Source organism: Streptosporangium oxazolinicum, assembly GCF_039537505.1.
GTDB lineage: Bacteria > Actinomycetota > Actinomycetes > Streptosporangiales > Streptosporangiaceae > Streptosporangium > Streptosporangium oxazolinicum.
In genome coordinates this window covers 293,332-312,682 of record NZ_BAABAQ010000001.1, presented here as the reverse complement: position 1 = coordinate 312,682, position 19,351 = coordinate 293,332, and the positions used below count along the sequence as shown (strand labels likewise).

The 19,351-nt window shown below is 72.1% G+C and carries 14 protein-coding genes; 8 read left to right on the top strand and 6 right to left on the bottom strand.

Annotated elements, in window-relative coordinates; translation table 11 throughout:
- Nucleotides 1-579: 579 nt before the first annotated feature.
- Together ABD817_RS01455 and ABD817_RS01450 are read right to left on the bottom strand one after the other, a co-directional pair.
- Complete coding sequence (locus ABD817_RS01455; RefSeq protein WP_344914133.1) at nt 580-1,146, bottom strand: hypothetical protein; 567 nt, start codon at nt 1,144-1,146, stop codon at nt 580-582.
- A gap of 215 nt (nt 1,147-1,361) precedes the next feature.
- The gene (locus ABD817_RS01450) at nt 1,362-2,009 is read right to left on the bottom strand and encodes a hypothetical protein (protein WP_344914130.1); all 648 of its coding nucleotides are present in this window, start codon (nt 2,007-2,009) and stop codon (nt 1,362-1,364) included.
- A 167-nt stretch (nt 2,010-2,176) separates the two neighbouring features.
- On the opposite strand from ABD817_RS01450, the gene ABD817_RS01445 reads away from it, so the two are divergent.
- The 4 genes from ABD817_RS01445 to ABD817_RS01430 all read left to right on the top strand — a co-directional run bounded on the left by ABD817_RS01445 (nt 2,177) and on the right by ABD817_RS01430 (nt 9,903).
- On the top strand, nt 2,177-4,123 hold the full coding sequence (locus tag ABD817_RS01445; RefSeq protein ID WP_344914127.1) for a hypothetical protein: 1,947 nt from the start codon (nt 2,177-2,179) through the stop codon (nt 4,121-4,123).
- A gap of 415 nt (nt 4,124-4,538) precedes the next feature.
- Complete coding sequence (locus ABD817_RS01440) at nt 4,539-7,511, top strand: ATP-binding protein (RefSeq protein ID WP_344914123.1); 2,973 nt, start codon at nt 4,539-4,541, stop codon at nt 7,509-7,511.
- 399 nt (nt 7,512-7,910) lie between these two features.
- Nucleotides 7,911-9,197 carry a MurT ligase domain-containing protein gene (locus tag ABD817_RS01435; RefSeq protein ID WP_344914119.1) on the top strand — a complete coding sequence of 429 codons (1,287 nt, stop codon included), beginning with the start codon at nt 7,911-7,913 and terminating at the stop codon, nt 9,195-9,197.
- Nucleotides 9,187-9,903 (top strand): type 1 glutamine amidotransferase, encoded by a 717-nt coding sequence (locus tag ABD817_RS01430; RefSeq protein ID WP_344914115.1) that lies wholly within the window; start codon nt 9,187-9,189, stop codon nt 9,901-9,903. Before ABD817_RS01435 ends, ABD817_RS01430 begins: the two co-directional genes overlap by 11 nt.
- A gap of 252 nt (nt 9,904-10,155) precedes the next feature.
- On the opposite strand, the gene ABD817_RS01425 is transcribed toward ABD817_RS01430, so the two are convergent.
- Nucleotides 10,156-10,518, bottom strand: a complete 363-nt coding sequence (locus ABD817_RS01425) for a DsrE family protein (RefSeq protein WP_344914110.1) — start codon at nt 10,516-10,518, stop codon at nt 10,156-10,158.
- 67 nt (nt 10,519-10,585) lie between these two features.
- Between ABD817_RS01425 and ABD817_RS01420 the strand changes: the two genes are divergently transcribed.
- The 4 genes from ABD817_RS01420 to ABD817_RS01405 all read left to right on the top strand — a co-directional run bounded on the left by ABD817_RS01420 (nt 10,586) and on the right by ABD817_RS01405 (nt 13,777).
- Complete coding sequence (locus tag ABD817_RS01420) at nt 10,586-11,095, top strand: heme-binding beta-barrel domain-containing protein (protein ID WP_344914105.1); 510 nt, start codon at nt 10,586-10,588, stop codon at nt 11,093-11,095.
- Between the two features lie 250 nt (nt 11,096-11,345).
- Nucleotides 11,346-11,651: a DUF2470 domain-containing protein gene (locus ABD817_RS01415; RefSeq protein WP_344914102.1), complete on the top strand. Its 306-nt coding sequence runs from the start codon at nt 11,346-11,348 to the stop codon at nt 11,649-11,651.
- A 319-nt stretch (nt 11,652-11,970) separates the two neighbouring features.
- Entirely contained in the window at nt 11,971-12,906 is a 936-nt protein-coding gene (locus ABD817_RS01410; RefSeq protein ID WP_344914098.1) for an NAD(P)-dependent oxidoreductase, read from the top strand.
- A gap of 454 nt (nt 12,907-13,360) precedes the next feature.
- A complete protein-coding gene (locus tag ABD817_RS01405) occupies nt 13,361-13,777 on the top strand; it encodes a Fur family transcriptional regulator (RefSeq protein WP_344914093.1) in 417 nt (138 codons plus the stop codon).
- A 203-nt stretch (nt 13,778-13,980) separates the two neighbouring features.
- Here the strand turns inward: ABD817_RS01405 and ABD817_RS01400 are convergent, their stop codons facing one another.
- From ABD817_RS01400 to ABD817_RS01390, 3 genes are all read right to left on the bottom strand, one after another.
- Nucleotides 13,981-15,963, bottom strand: coding sequence for a poly(A) polymerase (locus tag ABD817_RS01400; RefSeq protein ID WP_344915568.1), 1,983 nt, complete (start codon nt 15,961-15,963; stop codon nt 13,981-13,983).
- A gap of 124 nt (nt 15,964-16,087) precedes the next feature.
- Nucleotides 16,088-17,311, bottom strand: a complete 1,224-nt coding sequence (locus ABD817_RS01395) for an RNA repair domain-containing protein (protein WP_344914087.1) — start codon at nt 17,309-17,311, stop codon at nt 16,088-16,090.
- The gene (locus tag ABD817_RS01390; RefSeq protein WP_344914084.1) at nt 17,308-19,275 is read right to left on the bottom strand and encodes an RNA ligase family protein; all 1,968 of its coding nucleotides are present in this window, start codon (nt 19,273-19,275) and stop codon (nt 17,308-17,310) included. The genes ABD817_RS01395 and ABD817_RS01390 overlap by 4 nt, the downstream gene beginning before the upstream one ends.
- Nucleotides 19,276-19,351 lie beyond the last annotated feature (76 nt).

Below are 19,351 nucleotides of genomic sequence, written 5' to 3'. Positions count from 1 at the left end.
GAGTGGGAGGTTCCGGGTTCTGCCCGGTACGCGTCCGCTGGGGCGCGGGGGGTTCCGCGTGACGTCCACGAGGCTGCGTGGGCGCGTCGTCGTCGAAACCGGGTGGTGCCGGGTGCCTGGCGGGGGCGTCGAGAGCACCGGGACCGGGACCGACAGGAGGAGTACCGGGAGCGCCGGAAGGCGGTGGGGAGGGCGGTGCCGGGTGCCCATCGGGAGCGCCCGGCCCGCCGAGGGCGCCGGGAGGCACCGGCCAGGTGCCGAGGGTGGCGGGCCAGGGGCTGCCTCGGTAGGAATCGGGAGGCGGGGCGGAAGGATGACCTTCCGGAGCGGGCCGATCCCGTCGTACGGACCGGTTCTCCCGCGCGAGCCGATCTTCCCGCGCGAGCCGGTCCTCTCTCGCGAACGGGTCTTCCCTCGCGAGCTGGCTCTCCCGCGCGGGCCGGTCCTCCCATGCGGGCCGGTCTTCTGCGGGCTGTTCTCCTCGCGTGGGCCGTTCCTCGTGCGCGGGCCGCTCCTCCCGCGAGGCGAACCAGTCGCGGCCCCGCTCGTCCTCGGGACCTCCCCGATGTGGCGTCCCCATCAGTTCCTGCTCGCCAACTCGTAGACGTCCTTCGCGGTGGAGGTCAGTCGTCGCGCGGCCGCCTCGTCCAGGCCCAGGTCTATCTCGATCTCGGGTCCGTTGGGCTCGACGATGAAACCGGACGAAGGGGCGAGCAGGATCCGGGAGTCAGGGAGTTCCCCGGGCGGGATCTCGAAGACCGCCACTCCTTCGGTCCACCATCCCGGCTGGATGTAGGGATGGGTGATGGTCGACATCGGGTCCACCCTGTCGGAGGCCACGTAACGGCGCCCGCTGTCCGTCAGCAAGCGGGGAGGCCCGAACCGCTGCGGCTCCCAGGTCGCCGTGGCGGACACCTCGACGATGATGAAGATCCCCTTGGCGGTCACGCGTTCCCGCTCACCGCCGCTTTTCGGGGCCGCGATGGCCTTGGCCGCGTGCACCGCCCTGACCCGCGCGGAGATCCGCGAGCCGGTGACCTCCTCGTTGACGGCGCCGGTCGAGGTGAGGGGCGCGTCGTGGTCGGCGATTCCCGCGCCGAAGGCCTGCAGCCCCACGGCGGCGGCCAGCGCGATCCCGGCCAGCACGGCACCGGCGGCGCGCCACCGGCTCGGCCGCGCCGCGGTTCTGCGGCGGGCGGGCGTCCCGGGCCGGGAGCGGTTCCCAGGCCGAGAACGCGTCCCGGAAGACTGGGAACGCGTCCCGGACCGAAGGCGCTCCTCGGGAAGGGGACGTGCCTCGGGTCGGGGGCGGGCCTCGGAAGGCTGGGAACGGGCCTCGGGCTGGGGGCGGGAGGAGACATTCACGAGCGTGCTCCCCCCGGCACGACGGGAAGCGTGACCTGGGCCGTCACCACGGGCTTCCTCTCGCCCCCGTCCTCCTCCGTCACCACGAACCAGCCCGGTGCCAGCGTGACCCCGTCACGCCACTCGTACGTGCCGACGTCGATCGTCAGCTGTTTGGGAGGCCGTTGCCTGTCCTCCAGCTCGTACCGGACCACGACGTTGGTCGGCAGGGCCGGGTGCAGCTGGCTGCTCTCGCCCCCTCCGGTGGGGGTGAACACCGACGCGCCGTACTTGCCGTTGATCGCCGGAGTTATCTTGAGCAGGGACGAGCCGAAGGACCCGCCGCCCAGACCACTCTCGTAGGGCAACCCCATACCGGCGGTCTCGTCGCCCTTGTTGACGACCCGGAACTCGATCTCCAGGAAACGCTTGGCCGGGCTGCCGAACAGGCCCGGCTCACTCGTGGTGCGGGATCCGACGAACGTGGTCGTGAACTGCTCCTGATCCACGGTCGAGCCCTGACCCAGCCGCTTGGGAGGCTTCTCGGGGGCTGTGGCGAAGCCGCCGAGGGCGGCGGTGACTCCCAGACCGGCGGCCGTCACCAGAGCGGCGAGCGGGACCGCGATGGGGCGCCGTCTGGTGGGACCCTCGGGAGGGGCAGTCATGAGACACGATGTTAATCGCTGACGTCCGTCTCATCTGACTCATCTGTCCCTTAAGTACTGGTAAACCTGGGGAAAATACAGCGGATTGACGGGAACGCTGCCCGAATATGATGACGAACTCTTACGCTGTCTCCGAGGCTTCCGATGAGCCCGATGGCGGAGGTTCCGTGGCGGACGTGCATCCCGAGCATGCGCAGCTCCAGGCGGACCGGATCTACCTGGGCTGGCAGTACGCCTTGTTGCACCCTGATCCGGGTCCGGCTCCCAAGCGACCCTCGCCCGTCGAGAATCCTCCCGAGCCGATCGACCCCGAGTGGGTGCGCAGGGAGCGCCTCAACGAGGACCTGCTGAACCGGCCGCTCAAGATCGTCCGTGCGTTCATGACGGCGCTCGCCACCCTGATCCTCGTCCTCGGTCTCACCGAGATGCTCAGCTGGTCGTTCGCCGCCGTCGGGGTGATCGCCGCCGGTGGCATCGCGGCGTTCTGTAGTTACGCCGTCCACCAGGGCGACCGGGCGGTACGCCGCCGCATCAGGGAGCGCGAGGTGGCCGGTGACCGGCTGCGGGAGGAACGCGACAGGGAGCTCTTCCTCGCCCAGGAGGAGCACGCCGCCCGCTACCGGGAGTGGGCGGAGAAGAAGGAGCGCCACGACCGCCAGCTGACCTGGTACGCGGTGGCGGTGCCCGACGAGATCGACCGGATCGACGTGGCAGGGGGCACGCTGCCCGGCTGGTCGGCGCTGATCACCCTGCTCGGCGCGACCCGCCTCTACAGCGGCGGCCACCTGACCGTGCTCGACCTGTCCGAGGGCGCGATCGCGAAGGACCTGATCGAGCTGGCGCGCAGGGGCGGTGACGATCCGCTGGTCTGGGTGCTGCCGGTCGACCTGCCCCGGCTCGACCTGGGCGCCACGCTCGCCCCGGAGGCCTTCGCCGACGTCCTCGCCCACGTCGTGAGCGTCAGCGAGGAGCACCGTACGACGAGGGATCTGTCGTTCGACAACGCCATCCTGGAGCGGGTCCTGGAGGTCCTCGGCGAGAGCGCCACGATCAACCAGGTCACCGCCGCCCTGCGTGCCCTGGCCCAGGTCGGCGACCCCCGTGAGGACCTGCGGTTCGGCCTGATCACCGCCACCCAGCTGGAGCGGATCGGCACGCTGTTCGGCCGGGGCGTCAGCGACCGGGTGGTGATCGAGCGGGCGTGGGCGCTGGAGTCGCAGCTGCGCAAGCTGGAGACCCTCGGCTCGGAGGCGGTGCGCCTGCCGCCCGCGCGCCTGCGGGTCGTGTCGATGGACCGCCAGGCGGGCGTGTTCGGCAACCGCGTCCTCGGTACGTACGTGGCGACCGCGCTCACCCACATCCTGCGCCAGTCGCCCGCCTCCGAGCGGCCGTGGTACCACACGATCATCGTCGCGGGAGCGGACAAGCTCCGCGGCGACGTGCTCGACCGGCTGATGGACGCCTGCGAGACCTCCAGGACCGGCCTCGTGCTCACCTACCGCTCGCTGACCCCGACCGTACGGGAGCGGCTCGGGCGCGGGCACGCGGCGGTGACGTTCATGCGGCTCGGCAACGCCGAGGACGCCCGGATCGCCAGCGAGCACGTCGGCACCGAGCACCGCCTGGAGCTCGCCCAGCTCACCGAGACGATCAGCGCCGCCGGGGCCGGGATGGACGGCGGGTACGTCTCCACGGTCGGCCAGGCCGAGGAGGGCGACGAGGAACGCGACGTGAGCCACACGGACCTCAAGGAGGACATCACCGAGTCCACCGAGTGGGGCCGCCGCGCGACCAAGGCGATGGGGGAGACCGAGCGGGTGTTGCACCGCTCCAGGGAGTTCCTCGTCGAGCCTCACCAGCTCCAGCAGCTTCCCACCACCTCGGTGATCGTCACCGACGCCACCGCCGAGGGCCGCAGGGTCCGTCTCGCCGATGCCAACCCGGCCATACTGACCTTCCCCAAGACGACGCTGGGCGAGTTCGACGAGATCAAGGAAGCCGCGCTGGACCACGTACGGGAGAAGAAGGTGGAGCCGCGCGTGTCGAGCGCGTTCGAGGACGCGCCGCCCAACCTCGGCCCGCCCCCGGCCAGGCTCGACTGGCGCCGTCGCTGATGAGCGCCCGGCCCACGCCGCCGGTGAGAGCCCAGGCGGTGGAGAACCGGGGGACCCAGGTGGTGGAGAACCGGGGGACGGGGACCTGGGCGATGAAGATCCCGGCGGAGATTCGGATGGCGGGGTCCTCCGTGATCGGCACTCGGGTGGTAAGGGTTCCGGCCGGGGAGGTTCGGCCGACGGAGACTCGGGTGAGGATGGTTCGAGCCGGGGTGTTTTCGCCGGTTGGGTCAATGAGGCGTCCGCATGTCGTAATGGGATGGTCAATGCCGGGGTGCGAGCCCCGAGTCAGGTTCGACCGTGGTCGCGGGGGTGACCTACCCTCGATCTCGATCATGCGTCGGCCGGTACGACGGAGCGATCCGTGAAGCGTCAACCCTCCGGCCTGGAGCCGGGTCCCCCGGGTGGAGACCAAATGCAGCCAAGTGTGTCCCGTCCGCCCAACGCCCTGACCGGTCCCTGGTACCGAATCCAGGCGATCACGGCGCCCTCGCGCAGCTCCTCCGCCGAGTGGGACTTCGTCACCGTTCTGCCCGCCGTACTCTCCACGGCTCAGCGCAACCGTCCCTTCGTGGTCGGCTGGCTCTCGCGGGGGTCGGGCGCCCCGCTGGAGCTGATCACCAACGCGGGGCCGCTCACCCCGCCGCGCCCGCCCCGCAGGGCCGCCACCGAGGTCGAGCACGCGCCCGGCGGTCCCGAGCCGCTGCTGTTCCCCAGCGGTGCCCGGGGGGTCCGGATCGGCGACGAGTGGCTCCGCGACCTGTCCGACCTGGCCTGGACCGTCTGCCCGGGACGGCAGGCCCCGCCGCTCGGCGGGCGCCGCGAGCCGGACGCCGACGAGATCAGGCGGCCCACGCTCTTCGAGTCGACGCTGGTCACGCTCATGTCCCGGCCGTTCGCCTGGCTGGTGGTGGCCGAGCAGACCGACCTGCTCGACGCCGAGGTCGCGCACCTGCGCACCCAGCTCAACGTGCTGCGACAGTACGGTGACGCCTCCGAGCGCTCCCGCTACGACGCCGAGCGGGCCGAGCGGCGCATGCAGGAGCTGGACGCCTTCCGCGAGGCCGGGCTCTGGAACGTCCGGGTGCTCGCCGGGGCCGCCGGGCCCGAGGAACTGCGCCAGATCGCCCCGGTGCTCGTCGGCTCCGCCGAGATGAGCCACCACCCCTACCGCCTGCGCAGCGCGCTGTCCGGCCCCGTGTACGGTTTCGCCGAGGCGCTGGCCACCACCCTGCAGGACCCGGCGGACGGCGCGGCCTCCCCGTTCGCGGCCACCGCCGGGGCGCTCGCCGCCCTCGCCGGGCTGCCGCACCGGGAGGTGCCGGGGGTACGGGTCCTCGACGCGGGCTTCTTCGACGTGACCAGCGAGGCCGACACCGTGCCCGGCGCGCTCACCGTCGAGCTCGGGTCCATCCTCGACGGCCAGGACAGGCCGGTCGGCTCGTTCAGGGTTCCGCTGGCCACCCTGAACCGGCACGCGTTCATCACCGGCGCCACCGGCTCCGGCAAGTCCCAGACCGTCAGGCACCTGCTGGAACAGCTCACCGGCGCGGGCATCCCGTGGCTGGCCATCGAACCGGCCAAGTCCGAGTACGCCTCGATGGGCGGCCGGATCGAGCACCTCGCCCCGGTGACCGTGATCAACCCGTCGGCCCCGGAGAGCGTGCCGTTCAGCGTCAACCCGCTCGCCCCCGAGCCCGGCTACCCGGTGCAGGCCCACATCGACATGGTCCGGGCGCTGTTCATGGCGGCCTTCGACGCCGAGGAGCCGTTCCCGCAGATCATGTCGCTCGCCCTGCAGCGGGTGTACGAGGCCAACGGCTGGGACGTGGTCACCGGCTGGGCCGCGCCGGGGGCCGCCGTCCGGCCCGCCGTACCGACCCTCGAACAGCTTCAGCAGCACGCGATGGACGTGATCAAGGAGATCGGTTACGGCCGGGAGGTCCAGGCCGACGTGGAGGGCTTCATCTCGCTGCGGCTGCGGTCGCTGCGGGTGGGCTCCGCGGGCCGGTTCTTCGAGGGCGGGCACCCCGCCGACATCGGCGACCTGCTCCAGCGCAACGTGGTGCTCGCGATCGAGGACGTCGCCAACGACGAGGACAAGGCGTTCCTGATGGGCACCTTGATCATCCGGATCGTGGAGCACCTGCGGATGCGGGCCAGGAAGGAGCGCAGCAGCGGGCTCAAGCACGTCATCGTGATCGAGGAGGCGCACCGGCTGCTCCGCGACCGGGGCGCGGGACGGGCCAGCACACACGCCGTCGAACTCCTCGCGGGCATGCTCGCCGAGATCCGCGCGTACGGCGAGGGGATCGTGGTCGCCGAGCAGATCCCCACGAAGCTCGTCTCCGACGTGGTGAAGAACACCGCGCTGAAGGTGATCCACCGGCTCCCCGCCGAGGACGACCGCCAGTTGGTCGGCGCGGCGACGAACCTGAGCGAGGAGCAGTCCCGGCAGGTCGTCTCGCTCCCGCCCGGCGTCGCCGCGGTCTTCGCCGACGGCATGGACCGGCCGCTGCGCATCCAGGTGCCGCTGGGCGAGGACCGCGAGCGTCCGGTCCCCGGCCACATGCCGCCCATCTGCGGTCGCCGCTCGGCGGCCTGCGGGCAGGAGTGCCGTAGCGGCCGGGCGTGCACGCTGGTCGAGCTGCGCGAGGCGGACCTGCTCGCCGGGGCGTCCGACTGGGCCTGGCTGCGGATCTGGGCCGACACGCTGGTCTTGGCGTTCTGCACCAACCGGTCGCTGCCCGGGGTGCCCAGGGCGCTGGCCGACCTCTGGGCGGAGCTCCCGCCGAGGCGGCGCGAGTGCCTGCTGGCCACGGCGGTGGAACGCTGTGTGGGCCGCCGCGCGTGGTCGCTGCGGACCGTCAGCGACCCGGCCAAGCTGACCGAGCAGGTCGCCGCGGTCGCGACCAGGCTGCTCGGCCCCGACCGCGACCCCGGCGAACGCCCCGGGCCCGCCTGGGTCATCCCGCAGGTGCGGTGGCTGCACGAGGTGGACAGGCTCTTCCCCCACGGCCAGCCCGCCCCCAACCCGCGCGGCTCCGCGCCGATCATGGAGTACGCCCTGTTCAACCGTCCCCCGGGCGGCACCGAGCTGCTCGGCCACCGGGCCAAGGCGCTCCGCCACCACCCGCTGTCCATGGAGGTGGACAGGAACCGGGAGCTGGCCTGGCGGGTGATCCTCGGTGACGACGAGCGCGAGAGCGTGGAGCGCGACATCCTCACGGTCACCATCGGCGTCGACCCGGCCGACCGGCTCCGGCACGTGTCCCAGATTATGGGGGCGGGCTGGCTGGAGAGCGTGCTGTCGTGGCCGCACCGGTTCGTGCTGCCCTTCGACGCCGACTCGCCGGAGCCCGCGGAACTCGCCTTCGCCGAGCAGTGAGGACGGTTCGACCGGGGTGTTCCCGGCGGTGAGGGCTCGCTCCGTGGGCGTTCCCGTGGAGTCTCTCGTGAGCGTTTTTGCGAGTTTCCCGTGGGCGTTTCCAAGTGTTCTGTGAGCGTTCCCGTGAGGCTTCCCGCGAGTCTCCCATGAGCGTTCCGTGAGCTGTGTGTGAGGCTTCTCCGTGAGCTTTGTCCAGGATCTTCCCGGGGCATTCGCACCGGATGCGAGGGCTTTCGTACCTCACCGTCACCGGGGGGTGCGTGTGACGTGCCGCCGGGGGTGACGGTGCCGAAGCAAGGCTAAGATCTGCGGCATGAACGATTCGGTGATTCCGGTCCCGCGGCCGGGCCGGTCGGCCGCCGGGTCGTCCCGCGACGGGTCGCCAAGCGAGGAGACGGCATGACTCAGCTTCCGCTGCGGGCGCAGCTCGCCACCGCTCTCGGCCGGACGGCCGCGACCCTGTCCCGGGTCACCGGGCGCGGCGACGGATCGGTGATCGGGGGCCGGGTCAGCCTGGTCCTGGAGCCCGACCTGCTGCGCAAGCTCGCGCACGACCGCAAGCTCGCGCTGGTGAGCGCGACCAACGGCAAGACCACGACGACGCGTCTGATCACCTCCGCGCTGTCGGAGCTCGGCGACGTCGCCACCAACGCCTTCGGCGCCAACATGCCCGCCGGGCACGTCTCGGCGCTGTCGTCGGCCAAGCACGCCCCGTACGGCGTGCTGGAGGTCGACGAGAAGTACCTGCCCGAGGTGATCGACACCACCGGTGCCGGGGTCATCTGCCTGATGAACCTTAGCCGCGACCAGATGGACCGGGCGGGTGAGATCTGGCTGCTCGCCCAGAAGTGGCGGCGGGCGCTGGCGGGGAGAAACACCCACGTGATCGCCAACGCCGACGACCCGCTGGTGACCTGGGGCGCCTCCACCGCGGCCTCGGTCACCTGGGTCTCGGCGGGGCAGCCGTGGAAGGAAGACTCCTGGTGCTGCCCCCAGTGCGGCGGCCCCCTCGACCGCAAGGGCATGGAGTACGTCCCGCCCGGCAGCATGGGCTCCGGGGCCCCCTCCGGCGCGGGGGAGAACGACTGGGCCTGCCGCGAGTGCACCTTCCGGCGGCCCGAGCCGTCCTGGATCCTCGACGACGACGCGGTGATCGACCCGCGCGGGCAGCGCTGGGTGCTCGACATCCAGCTCCCCGGGCGCGCCAACCGGGCCAACGCGGCGATCGCGCTGGCCACCGCCGAGGTGTTCGGCCTGCCGGTCGAGCGGGCACTGCCCCGGCTGCGCGAGGTCAGGTCGGTCGCCGGCCGATACACCACGGTGGAACGCGACGGGCGGCACGCCCGGCTGCTGCTCGCCAAGAACCCGGCCGGATGGCTGGAGGCGTTCGACGTGCTCGACGCCTCGCTTCCGGTGATCCTCTCGGTCAACGCCCAGGGGCCCGACGGCCGCGACACCTCGTGGCTGTGGGACGTCGACTACCGCGTGCTACGCGGCAGGCCGGTTTTCGTGACCGGTGAGCGGCGGCTCGACCTCGCGCTCCGGCTGGACGTGGCCGACGTACCGTTCCAGCTGGCGAACTCGTTCGAACAGGCGCTCGCCGCGCAGCCGTCGGGCAAGGTCGACGTGATCGCCAACTACACCGCCTTCCAGCAGATCCGATCGGAGTTCGGTCGTGCAGTCTGACAGCGCCCTGCGCCTTGTCTGGATCTATCCGGACCTGTTGAGCACGTACGGCGACCAGGGCAACGTCCTGGTCCTGGAGCAGCGCGCCCAGCGCCGGGGCATTCCGGTCGAGACCGTGCACGTACGCTCGGCCGACCCGGTTCCCGAGAGCGGCGACATCTACCTCATCGGCGGCGGTGAGGACCGGCCGCAGATCCTGGCCTCCGAGCGGCTCCGGCGCGACGGCGGCCTGCACCGGGCCATCCAGCGGGGCGCGGCCCTGCTGGCCGTGTGCGCGGGCTACCAGATCATGGGCACCACGTTCGGCGGCGAGGAGGGTCAGCCGGTCGACGGCATCGGCCTGATCGACATCTCCAGCGGGCGCGGCCAGGGCCGGGCCGTCGGCGAGCTGGCGGGGGAGGCGGACCCGGCGCTCGGCATCCCGACGCTGACCGGCTTCGAGAACCACATGGGCGTCACCCGGCTCGGGGCCGGGATCCGGCCGCTGGCGCGTACGGCGGTCGGCGTCGGCAACGGCGACGGCACCGAGGGCTGCTACACCGGCAAGATCGTCGGCACCTACCTGCACGGCCCCGCGCTCGCCCGCAACCCCGGCCTCGCCGACCTGCTGCTCACCTGGGCGGTGGGTGCCCAGCTGCCGCCGATCGACGACGCCTGGTTCGACCGTCTCCGCGAGGAGCGCCTGGCCGCGGTGCTGCCTCACTGATCACGGGGGCGGCCCCGCTGACGGAGGCGTCCTGTCGATGGGGACATCTCACCGGCAGGACATCTCATCGGCGGGGTGTCTCACTGGCGGGATGTCTTATCGGCGGGGTGTGTCATCGGCGCGGGAAACCGGCTGCCCGGTCTTGCCGGGCGGCCGGTGACTCGACGCCGAGGGCTCGACGGGCGGGTGTTCCGATGGCCTCGGGCCCAGGTCTAAGGACCTCAGGCTCTTAGGACCTCAGGGCTTCAGGTCTCAGTAGACGAGGGCCTGGACGCCCTTGCCCAGAACCTCTTCCACGAAGGTGGAGGCGCCCGCGATGCGTATGCCCTCGATCACGTCGTCGACCGTGATGTCCCGCCGGGCCGCGCACTGCGTGCACAGCGTCACCGTGCCGCCCGCGAGCACCGCGTCGAGCAGGTCGCCGAGCTGGGCCGCGTGCGGGAGGGTGAACTCCTTCGCCCGGCCGGGAAGGGCGAACCAGGCGGACTCGCCCGTCAGCCAGAGCGAGACGGGGACCCCGCTCGCCAACGCCGCCGCGGCCACCGTGAACGCCTGATTGCAGCGCTCAGGTGAATCTTCGCCTGCGGTAACCTTGATCACCAGTGATCGTGCCATGTTGGCAGCCTATGTGGCCCGGTGTCACCGGCGCGAACCATACCGGAGCGGCTCTAGGCTCGTTTCCATGGACGTTCCCGAACTGCATCCCGATCTTGAGCCGATCGCCTTCCTCGTGGGCCGATGGGAAGGCGCCGGGGTCGGAGGATATCCGACGATCGAGAGCTTCAACTTCGGCCAGGAGATCGTCTTCGGTCACAACGGCAAGCCGTTCCTGACCTACACCAGCCGCACCTGGCTGCTCGACGAGGCGGGCAACAAGGTGCGCCCGCTGGGCACCGAGACCGGTTTCTGGCGGCAGCTCCCCGGCCGCCAGCTTGAGGTGTGCCTGTCACACCCCACCGGCATCGTGGAGATCTACGTCGGCGAGGTGGTCTTCAACAAGATCGAGCTCCAGACCGACGTGGTGGCCCGCACCGCGACCGCGAAGGAGTACACCGCGGGCCACCGCCTCTACGGCCTGGTCAACGGCAACCTGATGTGGGCGTACGACATGGCCTCCATGGGGCAGCCGCTCCAGTCCCACATCTCGGCCGAGCTCAAGAGGGCCGGCGACTTCGTACCCGACACCGAGTGAGGTCCGTGGCCGACGGCGGATGAGCCGGGACGTCACGGTGCTGGGTGGGGGCAGGGCCGGTGCCCGTGACCAGCCGCGTACCCGCCGCCGAGTGGCCAGGCCGGGGTGGGACGCTTCGGTACGCACCTGCCGCCGGGTGGCCAGGCCGCGGGGTGGGATGCTTCGGTACGCACCCGCCGCCGGGTGAGGCCGGTTCCCCGCGCGGTGCCCGCGAGCGAGTCGGGCGGGGGGCTGGTTACGCTCTGGGGGCATGAGCACTCCCTTCACCCCCGATGTGGTCGAGGCCATCAAGCGCCACATGAACGACGACCACGCCGATGACGCGCTGCTGATCTGCAGGGGCCTCGGTGGGCAGCCCGAGGCCACCGGCGCGACGACGACCGGCGTCGACGCCGAGGCGATCGAGTTCGCCGCCGTGGTCGGCGGGCGGGACGTCACGGTCCGCGTTCCCTGGAGCACCACGCTGACCGAACGCGCCCAGGTCCGCGCGGAGGTCGTCCGCCTTTACCGTGACGCCTGCGCCGCCCTCGGTGTCCCCGCTCGCGGCGAGCACTGATCGCCGTACGAGATAACGTCGCCGGGCGGATCCCGCCCACCGGCCGGGCTTCGCGCGAAACACGCCCGCGGTTCTCCAGCCCTATTCCTCCTCTGTCGCCTTCACGCCCCCGAGCGGGAGCCGAGCGGGGTTCGGCGGGGACGGTGATCTCGTACGGCGAATGCCGTCCGGTCGGCATTCGCCGTGAAGCTCCTTTTCTCGACCGGAGAGACGGGAGGAGCCTGCGGGCCGGTTGGTGACGGTCCGGTCACTGTCGAGACCGATCGGGACGTTCGTGGAAAGCTCCCAGATACCAAAATTTCCTGAAAAAGGAGGCGCGGTGAAACCACGAGCACTCGTACTGGCGCCGATGCGAGGTCAGGAGTGGAACCGCCTGAGAGAGCTGATCGACGTCCACTACGACCCGGCCGACCACCGTCCCCATCAGGCGGCCGAGCTCGCCCGGCAACTCGCGGACACCGGCGCGCGCATCCTCATCACCGAGTCCGACGAGGTCGCGGGGCCGGTCCTGGAGCTTCCCCTGCTGGTGGTGGGCTGCGCCCGCAGCGAGGCGGGGAACGTGGACCTCCCGGTCGCCACGGCGAAGGGCATCCCCGTCGTCTGCGCCCCCGGCCGCGACGCCGACGCGGTCGCCGAGCTCACCCTCGCCCTGATCCTCGCGGTGACCCGCCGGGTGGCGGTTGGAGACAGGGAGGTCCGGCGGGGCATGGCCTCCTACCGGCGGCACCGCGCGTGGGAGCTCGCGGGCCGGACCGTCGGCCTGATCGGCTACGGGGCGGTCGGCCGCGCGGTGGCCTGGCGGATGAAGGGGCTGGGCATGCGCGTCATGGTCCACGACCCCGAGGCGGCGGAGAACCGGTACGGACTCGACGTCCTGCTCGCCCAGGCCGACGTCGTCTCCGTACACGCCTCCGCGTCGGCGGGCCGGCTGGTCGGCGCGATGGAGTTCGCCGCGATGAAGCCCGGAGCGATCTTCGTCAACACCGCGGACGCGGCCCTGCACGACATGAACGCCCTCGTCGGAGCCCTGAGGGCGGGGCATCTCGGCGGCGCGGCCCTCGACCGGTTCGCCGGGGAGTGGCTCGACCCGGCCCACCCGCTCGCCGACATGGACAACGTGGTGCTCACCCCGCACCTGGGCTCCGGGACCTACGACACCGAGATCAACCACACCCGGATGATCTGCGAGGACATCGTCAGGATCCTCGGCGGCGAGCGCCCGCTGCACTGCGCCAACCCCGACTTCCAGGAGTGACGGCCGACGTGCCCGCGTGAGCAGGTTTCACCGCAAGGCGACTCCCGGTGAGGCGGCTTCGCGGGAGCGGGATCCGTGGGAAGAGAGATGCTGGAAAGGGAAGAACCCCGGGCCACTTCCCCCTGCTCGGCAGGGGGGCCGGTGGACTACAGGCGGGATCGCCCGCCTCCGGCGGCCCGGGGTTCCGGTGATTGTCGTGGATTCGCCGAACGTCGCAGACGCCCGGACAGAGTCCGGTCGCGGCGTCCTAGCGGACAGCCACCTCGCTAGCCCAACTATGATCAACCATCGTTCGGACCACCTCCTTTCGGCGTGCCTGTACGTTATGAAACTCCGCACCCCCGGGGCAAATGTTTTTTCCCGGCCCGCCGCCGCCCCCCGAAGCCGGCCGTACCCTCCGGTCTCTCGGGCCGTAGGAGGGCGAGGAGCGTCCCGGTGCTCATAGACTCTGGATATGACCGAGACGTCGTGGCATGAGGAACTGCGGGCGCGCGGTTACCGGGTCACTCCGCAACGCCAGCTGGTGCTTGAGGCGGTCAAGGCCTGCGAGCACGCCACTCCAGAGGAGATCTGCACCCGGGTGCGGGAGACCGCGCGCGGGGTGAACATATCAACCGTCTACCGGACCCTTGAGCTCCTCGAGGAGCTCGGCATGGTCACCCACTCCCATCTCGGGCACGGCGCCCCCACCTACCACCTGACGTCCGAGGCCGATCACGTGCACCTGGTCTGCCGTGGCTGCGGGGAGATCAGCGAGGTCAGCCCGGATCTGGTGGAGAACTTCGTCGGCAACCTCGACCAGAAGCTCGGGTTCCTCACCGACGTGCACCACCTGACGGTCTTCGGCCGCTGCCGCAACTGCCGCGACTGACGCCCGGCCTGAGGCGTGACGTTCGGCTGAGGCGTGACCCTCGATCTGAGGGGCGCGACGCTCACCACCGGCATGCGATCGGGCCGAGGGGTATGACGCCCGTACGCACCGATATGGGGGTCGGAGAGCACTCGCTGGAGGGTGATCCCCAGTGGCGAGGACGAGGGTTCACCTTCGGTCGCGCCACCTGGGCCGGAGCGTGATCAGTCGAGTGTGGGCACCTCGCCGCCCTCCGCCCACTCGACGCCGACTCCGCGCAGCCCCGCCGCCCACGGAGCGGTGATCTCGGTCAGCCCGGCCGCGTCCGGTGGCGTGCGGCCGAGTCCCACGGCGTACCTGGCGATTCCCGGGCCGGTCTCGAACGGCCGGGGCCATGCGTGTGCGTCCCGTACCCTCGCGTATTCCAGGGCGGTGAGCAGCGCGCGCATCCGGCCTCGTACGCGGCCCAGCGTCACCTCGAACCCCTCGGACCGTCCCGCCCGCACGGTCACCACCGCCCACGCGGCGTGCCGCCGGTGCGACGGCGGTGCCGACAGCAACTCGGGCCGGGGGTCCCGGCCGGTCTCCGACGCCGCCTCCACGATCTCCCACGCGTTGTAGAACTCCTGGGCCAGGAGGTCTCGCCCACCGCTGCCGACCTGCTCGCTGCACAGGCGGACGGGGGCCGTAGGGGTCATGATCGACACAGCCGCGCCGGGCCTTCCGTCCGAGGATCTGCCCGACCCGTCTGATCTGTCCGACCTAGCTGATCTGTCCGACCTCGCCGGTCCGTCCGATCCCTCAGGCGACCCCTTCGCCCCGATCGGCGGTTCGCCCGGATCGGTCACCGGGCTGTCCAGGCCGGTCGGTGTGCCTTCCGTCCCAGGGATGGTCGGTGTGCCTTCCGTCCGGGGGATGAGAGCCTCCGGCCCGAGGCTGATCGGCCGGTGCCAGTCCCACGCGGCCCACGTGCCGAAGAAGTGGCGAAGCAGGTCGCCCGGCGGAAGATCACCGGCCTCGCGCACCGTACGAGCCGCGAGGACGGTCCAGGCCAGACCTGGCAGCCCACCGAACGGAGCCGAGTCGAGCCCGCGCGCCCTCGCCCATGCCTTCACCTTCCGGGCCAGTCCGGCGAAGGCGGCACGGTGTTCGCCGACCGAGGCGAGCACCGCGTCGGCGTCGCTGACCGCGCTCAGCGCGATCGCCGAAGCCTCGCCCAGCTCGACGCGGCGCGACACGGCCTCGGCGGGGGTGACGTTCACGGCCCCCGCGACGCCCGTGACCGCCGTGCCCTCGGTGTCCCCTGTGGTGTCCGTGGCCGTCGTGGCGGCTGTGACCGGTATGACGACCAGATCGACGTCCAGGTCACCGACCCGGAACCGGAGGCCGGGCACCCTGGCGCCGATCACGCGTCGCAACCCGGTCGCCTCCGGCAGGGCCGTCCTCACCCGTGCCTCGACAGCCGTGAGATCCGTGAGGTCGGCCGTCGAGGGCAGCGCCGCCACCAGGTCCAGGTCCGCGCCGGGCAGGGCGCAGCCCAGGCGCCGTGAACCGGCGACATGGACGACCCCCTCCGTCAGCGAGGACCGCAGCCGCTCCACGACCTCCCGGGCGCGAGCCTCCCCGGAATCGTCCTCGCCGTGGCCGTCCTCCGGGGTACGCGCCGGATCCGGCGGGGAGCCGGGCGGGTGTGTCCCGTGGTCGAGCCAGCGCACCTCGCCCGCTCCGAGAGCGACGGTCGCCCGGGGCCGCATGGGCTCCTCGCCCCGGCGTGACAGCAGGACCAGCTCACCGACCGGCGCCGTCTCCTCGCCCAGCCGTGTCTCCCAGTCGGCGGTGAACCGTTCGGGATCCCGGACCTTCCCCAGGGCCAGGTGTGGGGTGTAGCCGTCGGAGCGGCCCTGGCAGTTCGGGAAACCGCGCTCCAGCGCGGCGCGCAGCGCGGCCCAGGGTTCCGGCCCGCCCGATGCCGGGTCGAGCCAGACCGTGGAACCGTCACGATGGGTGAAGGCGCGCACGCCCCGCAGCCGGGCGGTGAACGGGGGGATCGAGGCCGTGGCGGCGGCCAGGACGGGAGCCGCCTCCTCGAAGGAGGACTCCGGTACGAAACCGAACATCACCGTGACATGCGGTGGCCATCGGCGGCTCTGGGGATCGTGTTCCCGGCGGATCTCCTGGATCTCCGGCCAGAGTTCGGCCGGGGGGATCCAGACCAGGGCCGTCCGCGCCGTCGGCCGCGCGTCCAGTACACCGGATACGCCGGGGGTTCCTGAGGAGCGGTGGGTGCCGAAGAAGCCGTGTGTCCCCGCCGAACCGCGGCCCCTGGAGGAGTCAGGTGCCCCCGAGGAGTCGGATGCCCCTGCTGGGCCGCGGATTCTGGAGGAGCCGGGTGCCCCCGGAGGGCCGGGGGGCGCCGGAGGAGTCGTGCCCGCTCTCGCCGGTGGCGACGTCCACGACGACGCCGTAGTGGTCCGACACGAACAGGCCGTCGGCCGTCGGGGAGTCGCCCCGCAGCGCCGCGGCGGTGACCCGCAGGTCGTGGCCGCGCAGCAGTACGCGATCGAGCCGGGACGCGCGGCCGGAGAGCGAGGAGAGGGCCGCCAGCGGATTGACTCCCGGATCGAAGGTGGCGGTCAGGTCCCCGGGGCCGTGGATCTCGGTCCAGGCGTCCCGCAGGCCCAGCACCTCGGCGGGCCCGCTCCCGCCGTCGTTGAGGTCGCCCAGCAGGATCACGTCCCCGTCCACGCCGAGCAGCACCTCGGCGATCCGGGTGAGCTCGGCACCACGCCGGGCGGGGCCGTTGCCGGAGTGGTCACTGCTGAGGTGTGTGACGGCCACCACGATCGGTCCGGCGGCGGACTCCACCGTGACGGCGGTGACGGCCTTGTGCGGGCCGAGGGCGTGCGCGCCCACCTCCAGCACGGGCAGGCGGGTGAGCAGGAGGAGCCCGTTGTCGTCGACGTCCCGGCCCGTGGGATCGGTGCTCAGCGTGTACGCGGAACGGATCCACGGGGTCCGCAGCAGCATGCCGAGCAGCTCGGCCTCGACCTCCTGGAGCGCGATGACGTCCGCGTCCGCCCGCTCCAGTTCCTCCAGCAGCAGCGGACGGCGCCGCGCGGTGTCCAGCAGGTCACTGTCGTAACGGTCCCACAGGGTGTTCCAGGTCAGCACGCGCAGGCGCGTCGCCGTCGGCGCGTACCCGGCCGACATGGACGGTACGGGTGGCGCGGGACGCCAGCCCGCGACCGGATCCCACGCGAACGGCGTCCTGGCCGTGAAGAACGGCTCCCGGAGCCTGCGCGGATCCCGCACCCGCCCGGCCTGGGAGGAGTCGATGAGATCCAGGTCCGCCGCCCGGTCCCAGACCCTCTCACCGTCGGCCTCGACGAACAGGATCCGGTGCCAGGGAATGTCACCCCCCGGGACGAACGCGGGCAGCGGCACACGCTTGGGCGCCGCCCCGCGCATGTTTATCCCCAGGACGAACCGCGCCGGGTCGAACCGCGGATCCCAGCGGATCCGGTGGAAGATCTCCTCGCTCGTCCGCATGCTCATCCCTCATCGCCGTTGAAGACTCCGTCGCCCTCAAAGGCTCCCTCGGAGGCTCCGTCGCCGTCGAGGGCCCCGGCGACGTCGAGGACGGTCCCCTCCGGCCCGATGTACCAGGTACGGTGCGTCTCTCCCGCGTACGGCGGGGAGAAGCGGCGAAGCTGGGCCGAGAGCACCTCCGGCGGCACCGGGTGCGTACGGCTCGCGTTGCGCCGGGCCAGCAGGTCGCCGGGGACCAGCATGACCGCCTGCGTCGTCAGCGCGTCGCGCCTCCGGGCCACGGTGTGCACCAGGGAGCGCTGGTGCCGGTTCAGGGCCGTGGCGTCCCACACGACGGTTCCGCCGACGGCGAGGAGCGCGTCGAGCCGGTGCAGGCCCTCGCGGAGGATCGCCGGGTTGGCCCGCTGGTCGGACCGGGAGCCACGCGCCTGGCGCAGGTCGTCGAGTGCGACGACGGCGCCGGTGTCCGTGAGGTTTCCGGCGAACGTGCTCTTTCCGCTGCCCGACGGGCCGACCATGACGACGAGCCGGGGAAACCCGCCGGACCGCCGGCGTCGGCTCAGCGCCAGGCCCCCCTCGGCCGTGGTGATCCGGCCCAGCGCGTAGGCCTCCCGGGTCTCGGCCCAGCACCGGTCCGCCACCTCGGGGTCACAGTCGCCGAGTGCCCGGCGCAGGCCCAGGCGCAGCGGCTCCAGCGGCGCCTCGCCGAGCAGACCGGCCTCGTCGGCGTGCAGCTCCGACCACGCGACCTGCTCGCGCGCGTCGGCGGCGTCGCCGTCCGCGCCTCCGGTCAGCGCGGCGGCGGCCACCGCGTGCAGGACTCCCACATCAGCCGCGACGGCCAGCCGCACCAGGCCGGTCCTGCGTGCCTCGTCGGGGAAGTCGCGGTGCAGGCGGGGGTGCAGCTCGACCAGGTCGGCGACCCGCCGCGCCAGGGGCATGCCGAGGGGGGCCACCAGGGCGGGCGCCAGCCAGGACCGGCGCGTGCCCCGGAACAGGGCGGCCAGGACGCCCATCAGCCGGGCGTCCCCGGTCCGGCCCAGCAGGTCGAGCCTGGCGGAGACGTCGGCCACGACCGCCCCGGCACGCTCGACGGCGACGGCCTCCGGCGGTGCGGACATCGCCGGACCGCCAGGCATCGCCGGGTCACCGGACATCGCCAGGCCACCGGTCGTCGTTCCCCAGCCGGACGGCGCGGTGGCGGGGGTGTCGGCGGCCCGTGTCGCGGTGGCGGCGTGGGCACCGGCGGCCGGTGTCGCGTGTCCCGCCAGGTCACCGGTCGTCACCCCCGTCGCGGCGAGGAGCGCCTGAACGTCCGGATCGGCTCCCGACCGCACGTCCCACAGCGCGGCGACCGGGCTCAGACCGTTCTCGACGACGGGCGCGAGCATCCAGTGTTCGCTCGTCTGGACATGGCGTGGACGCACCCATTTGGCGATGCGGTGGGGGAACTCCTCCCGGTGGAACCCGGCGACGGTCCGCACGACGTACCCCTCCCGCCGCGCCGTGTCCAGGCGCAAGGCCCGCAGCGCCCGCTCGTCGAAGGTGCCGCGCCACAGCACCGGCGGGACCGGGACTCCCAGCCGCCGGGCCAGGCGCGCCGTCCTGTCCCAGTCGAGGCAGTGGTCGCCGTCCCAGACGGAGAACGCGTAGAACCAGCTCTCCAGGTCCCGGTACTCGATGGAGTGCCGGGCGTAGAGGTTCTCGCCGCACACCCGCCATCCCGGCGGGATGAACCTGGCGATCCTGCCGTGCAGGGCCTTGATCCACGCGCGGGACGGATGGTGCGCCGAGTCCAGCGAACGGGCGTGTGTCCCGTCCTGGTACAGGGTGGTGTTCTCCCCGTCGAGCTTCTCGGTGACGACGACCTCCCGGCCCACCAGCCCCGACAGGCTCCCGGCGCGTACGTCGTCCGAGGCGGCTCCCGGAGACCAGGGCAGGTGAGGAGTGCGGGGATAGTGCACTCGCATGATCTGCTCCCGGTGACGAAGTCGCGCTGCGGCGACTGTATGGGAGGTGACGGAGCGGATCCACACAATAACCGCG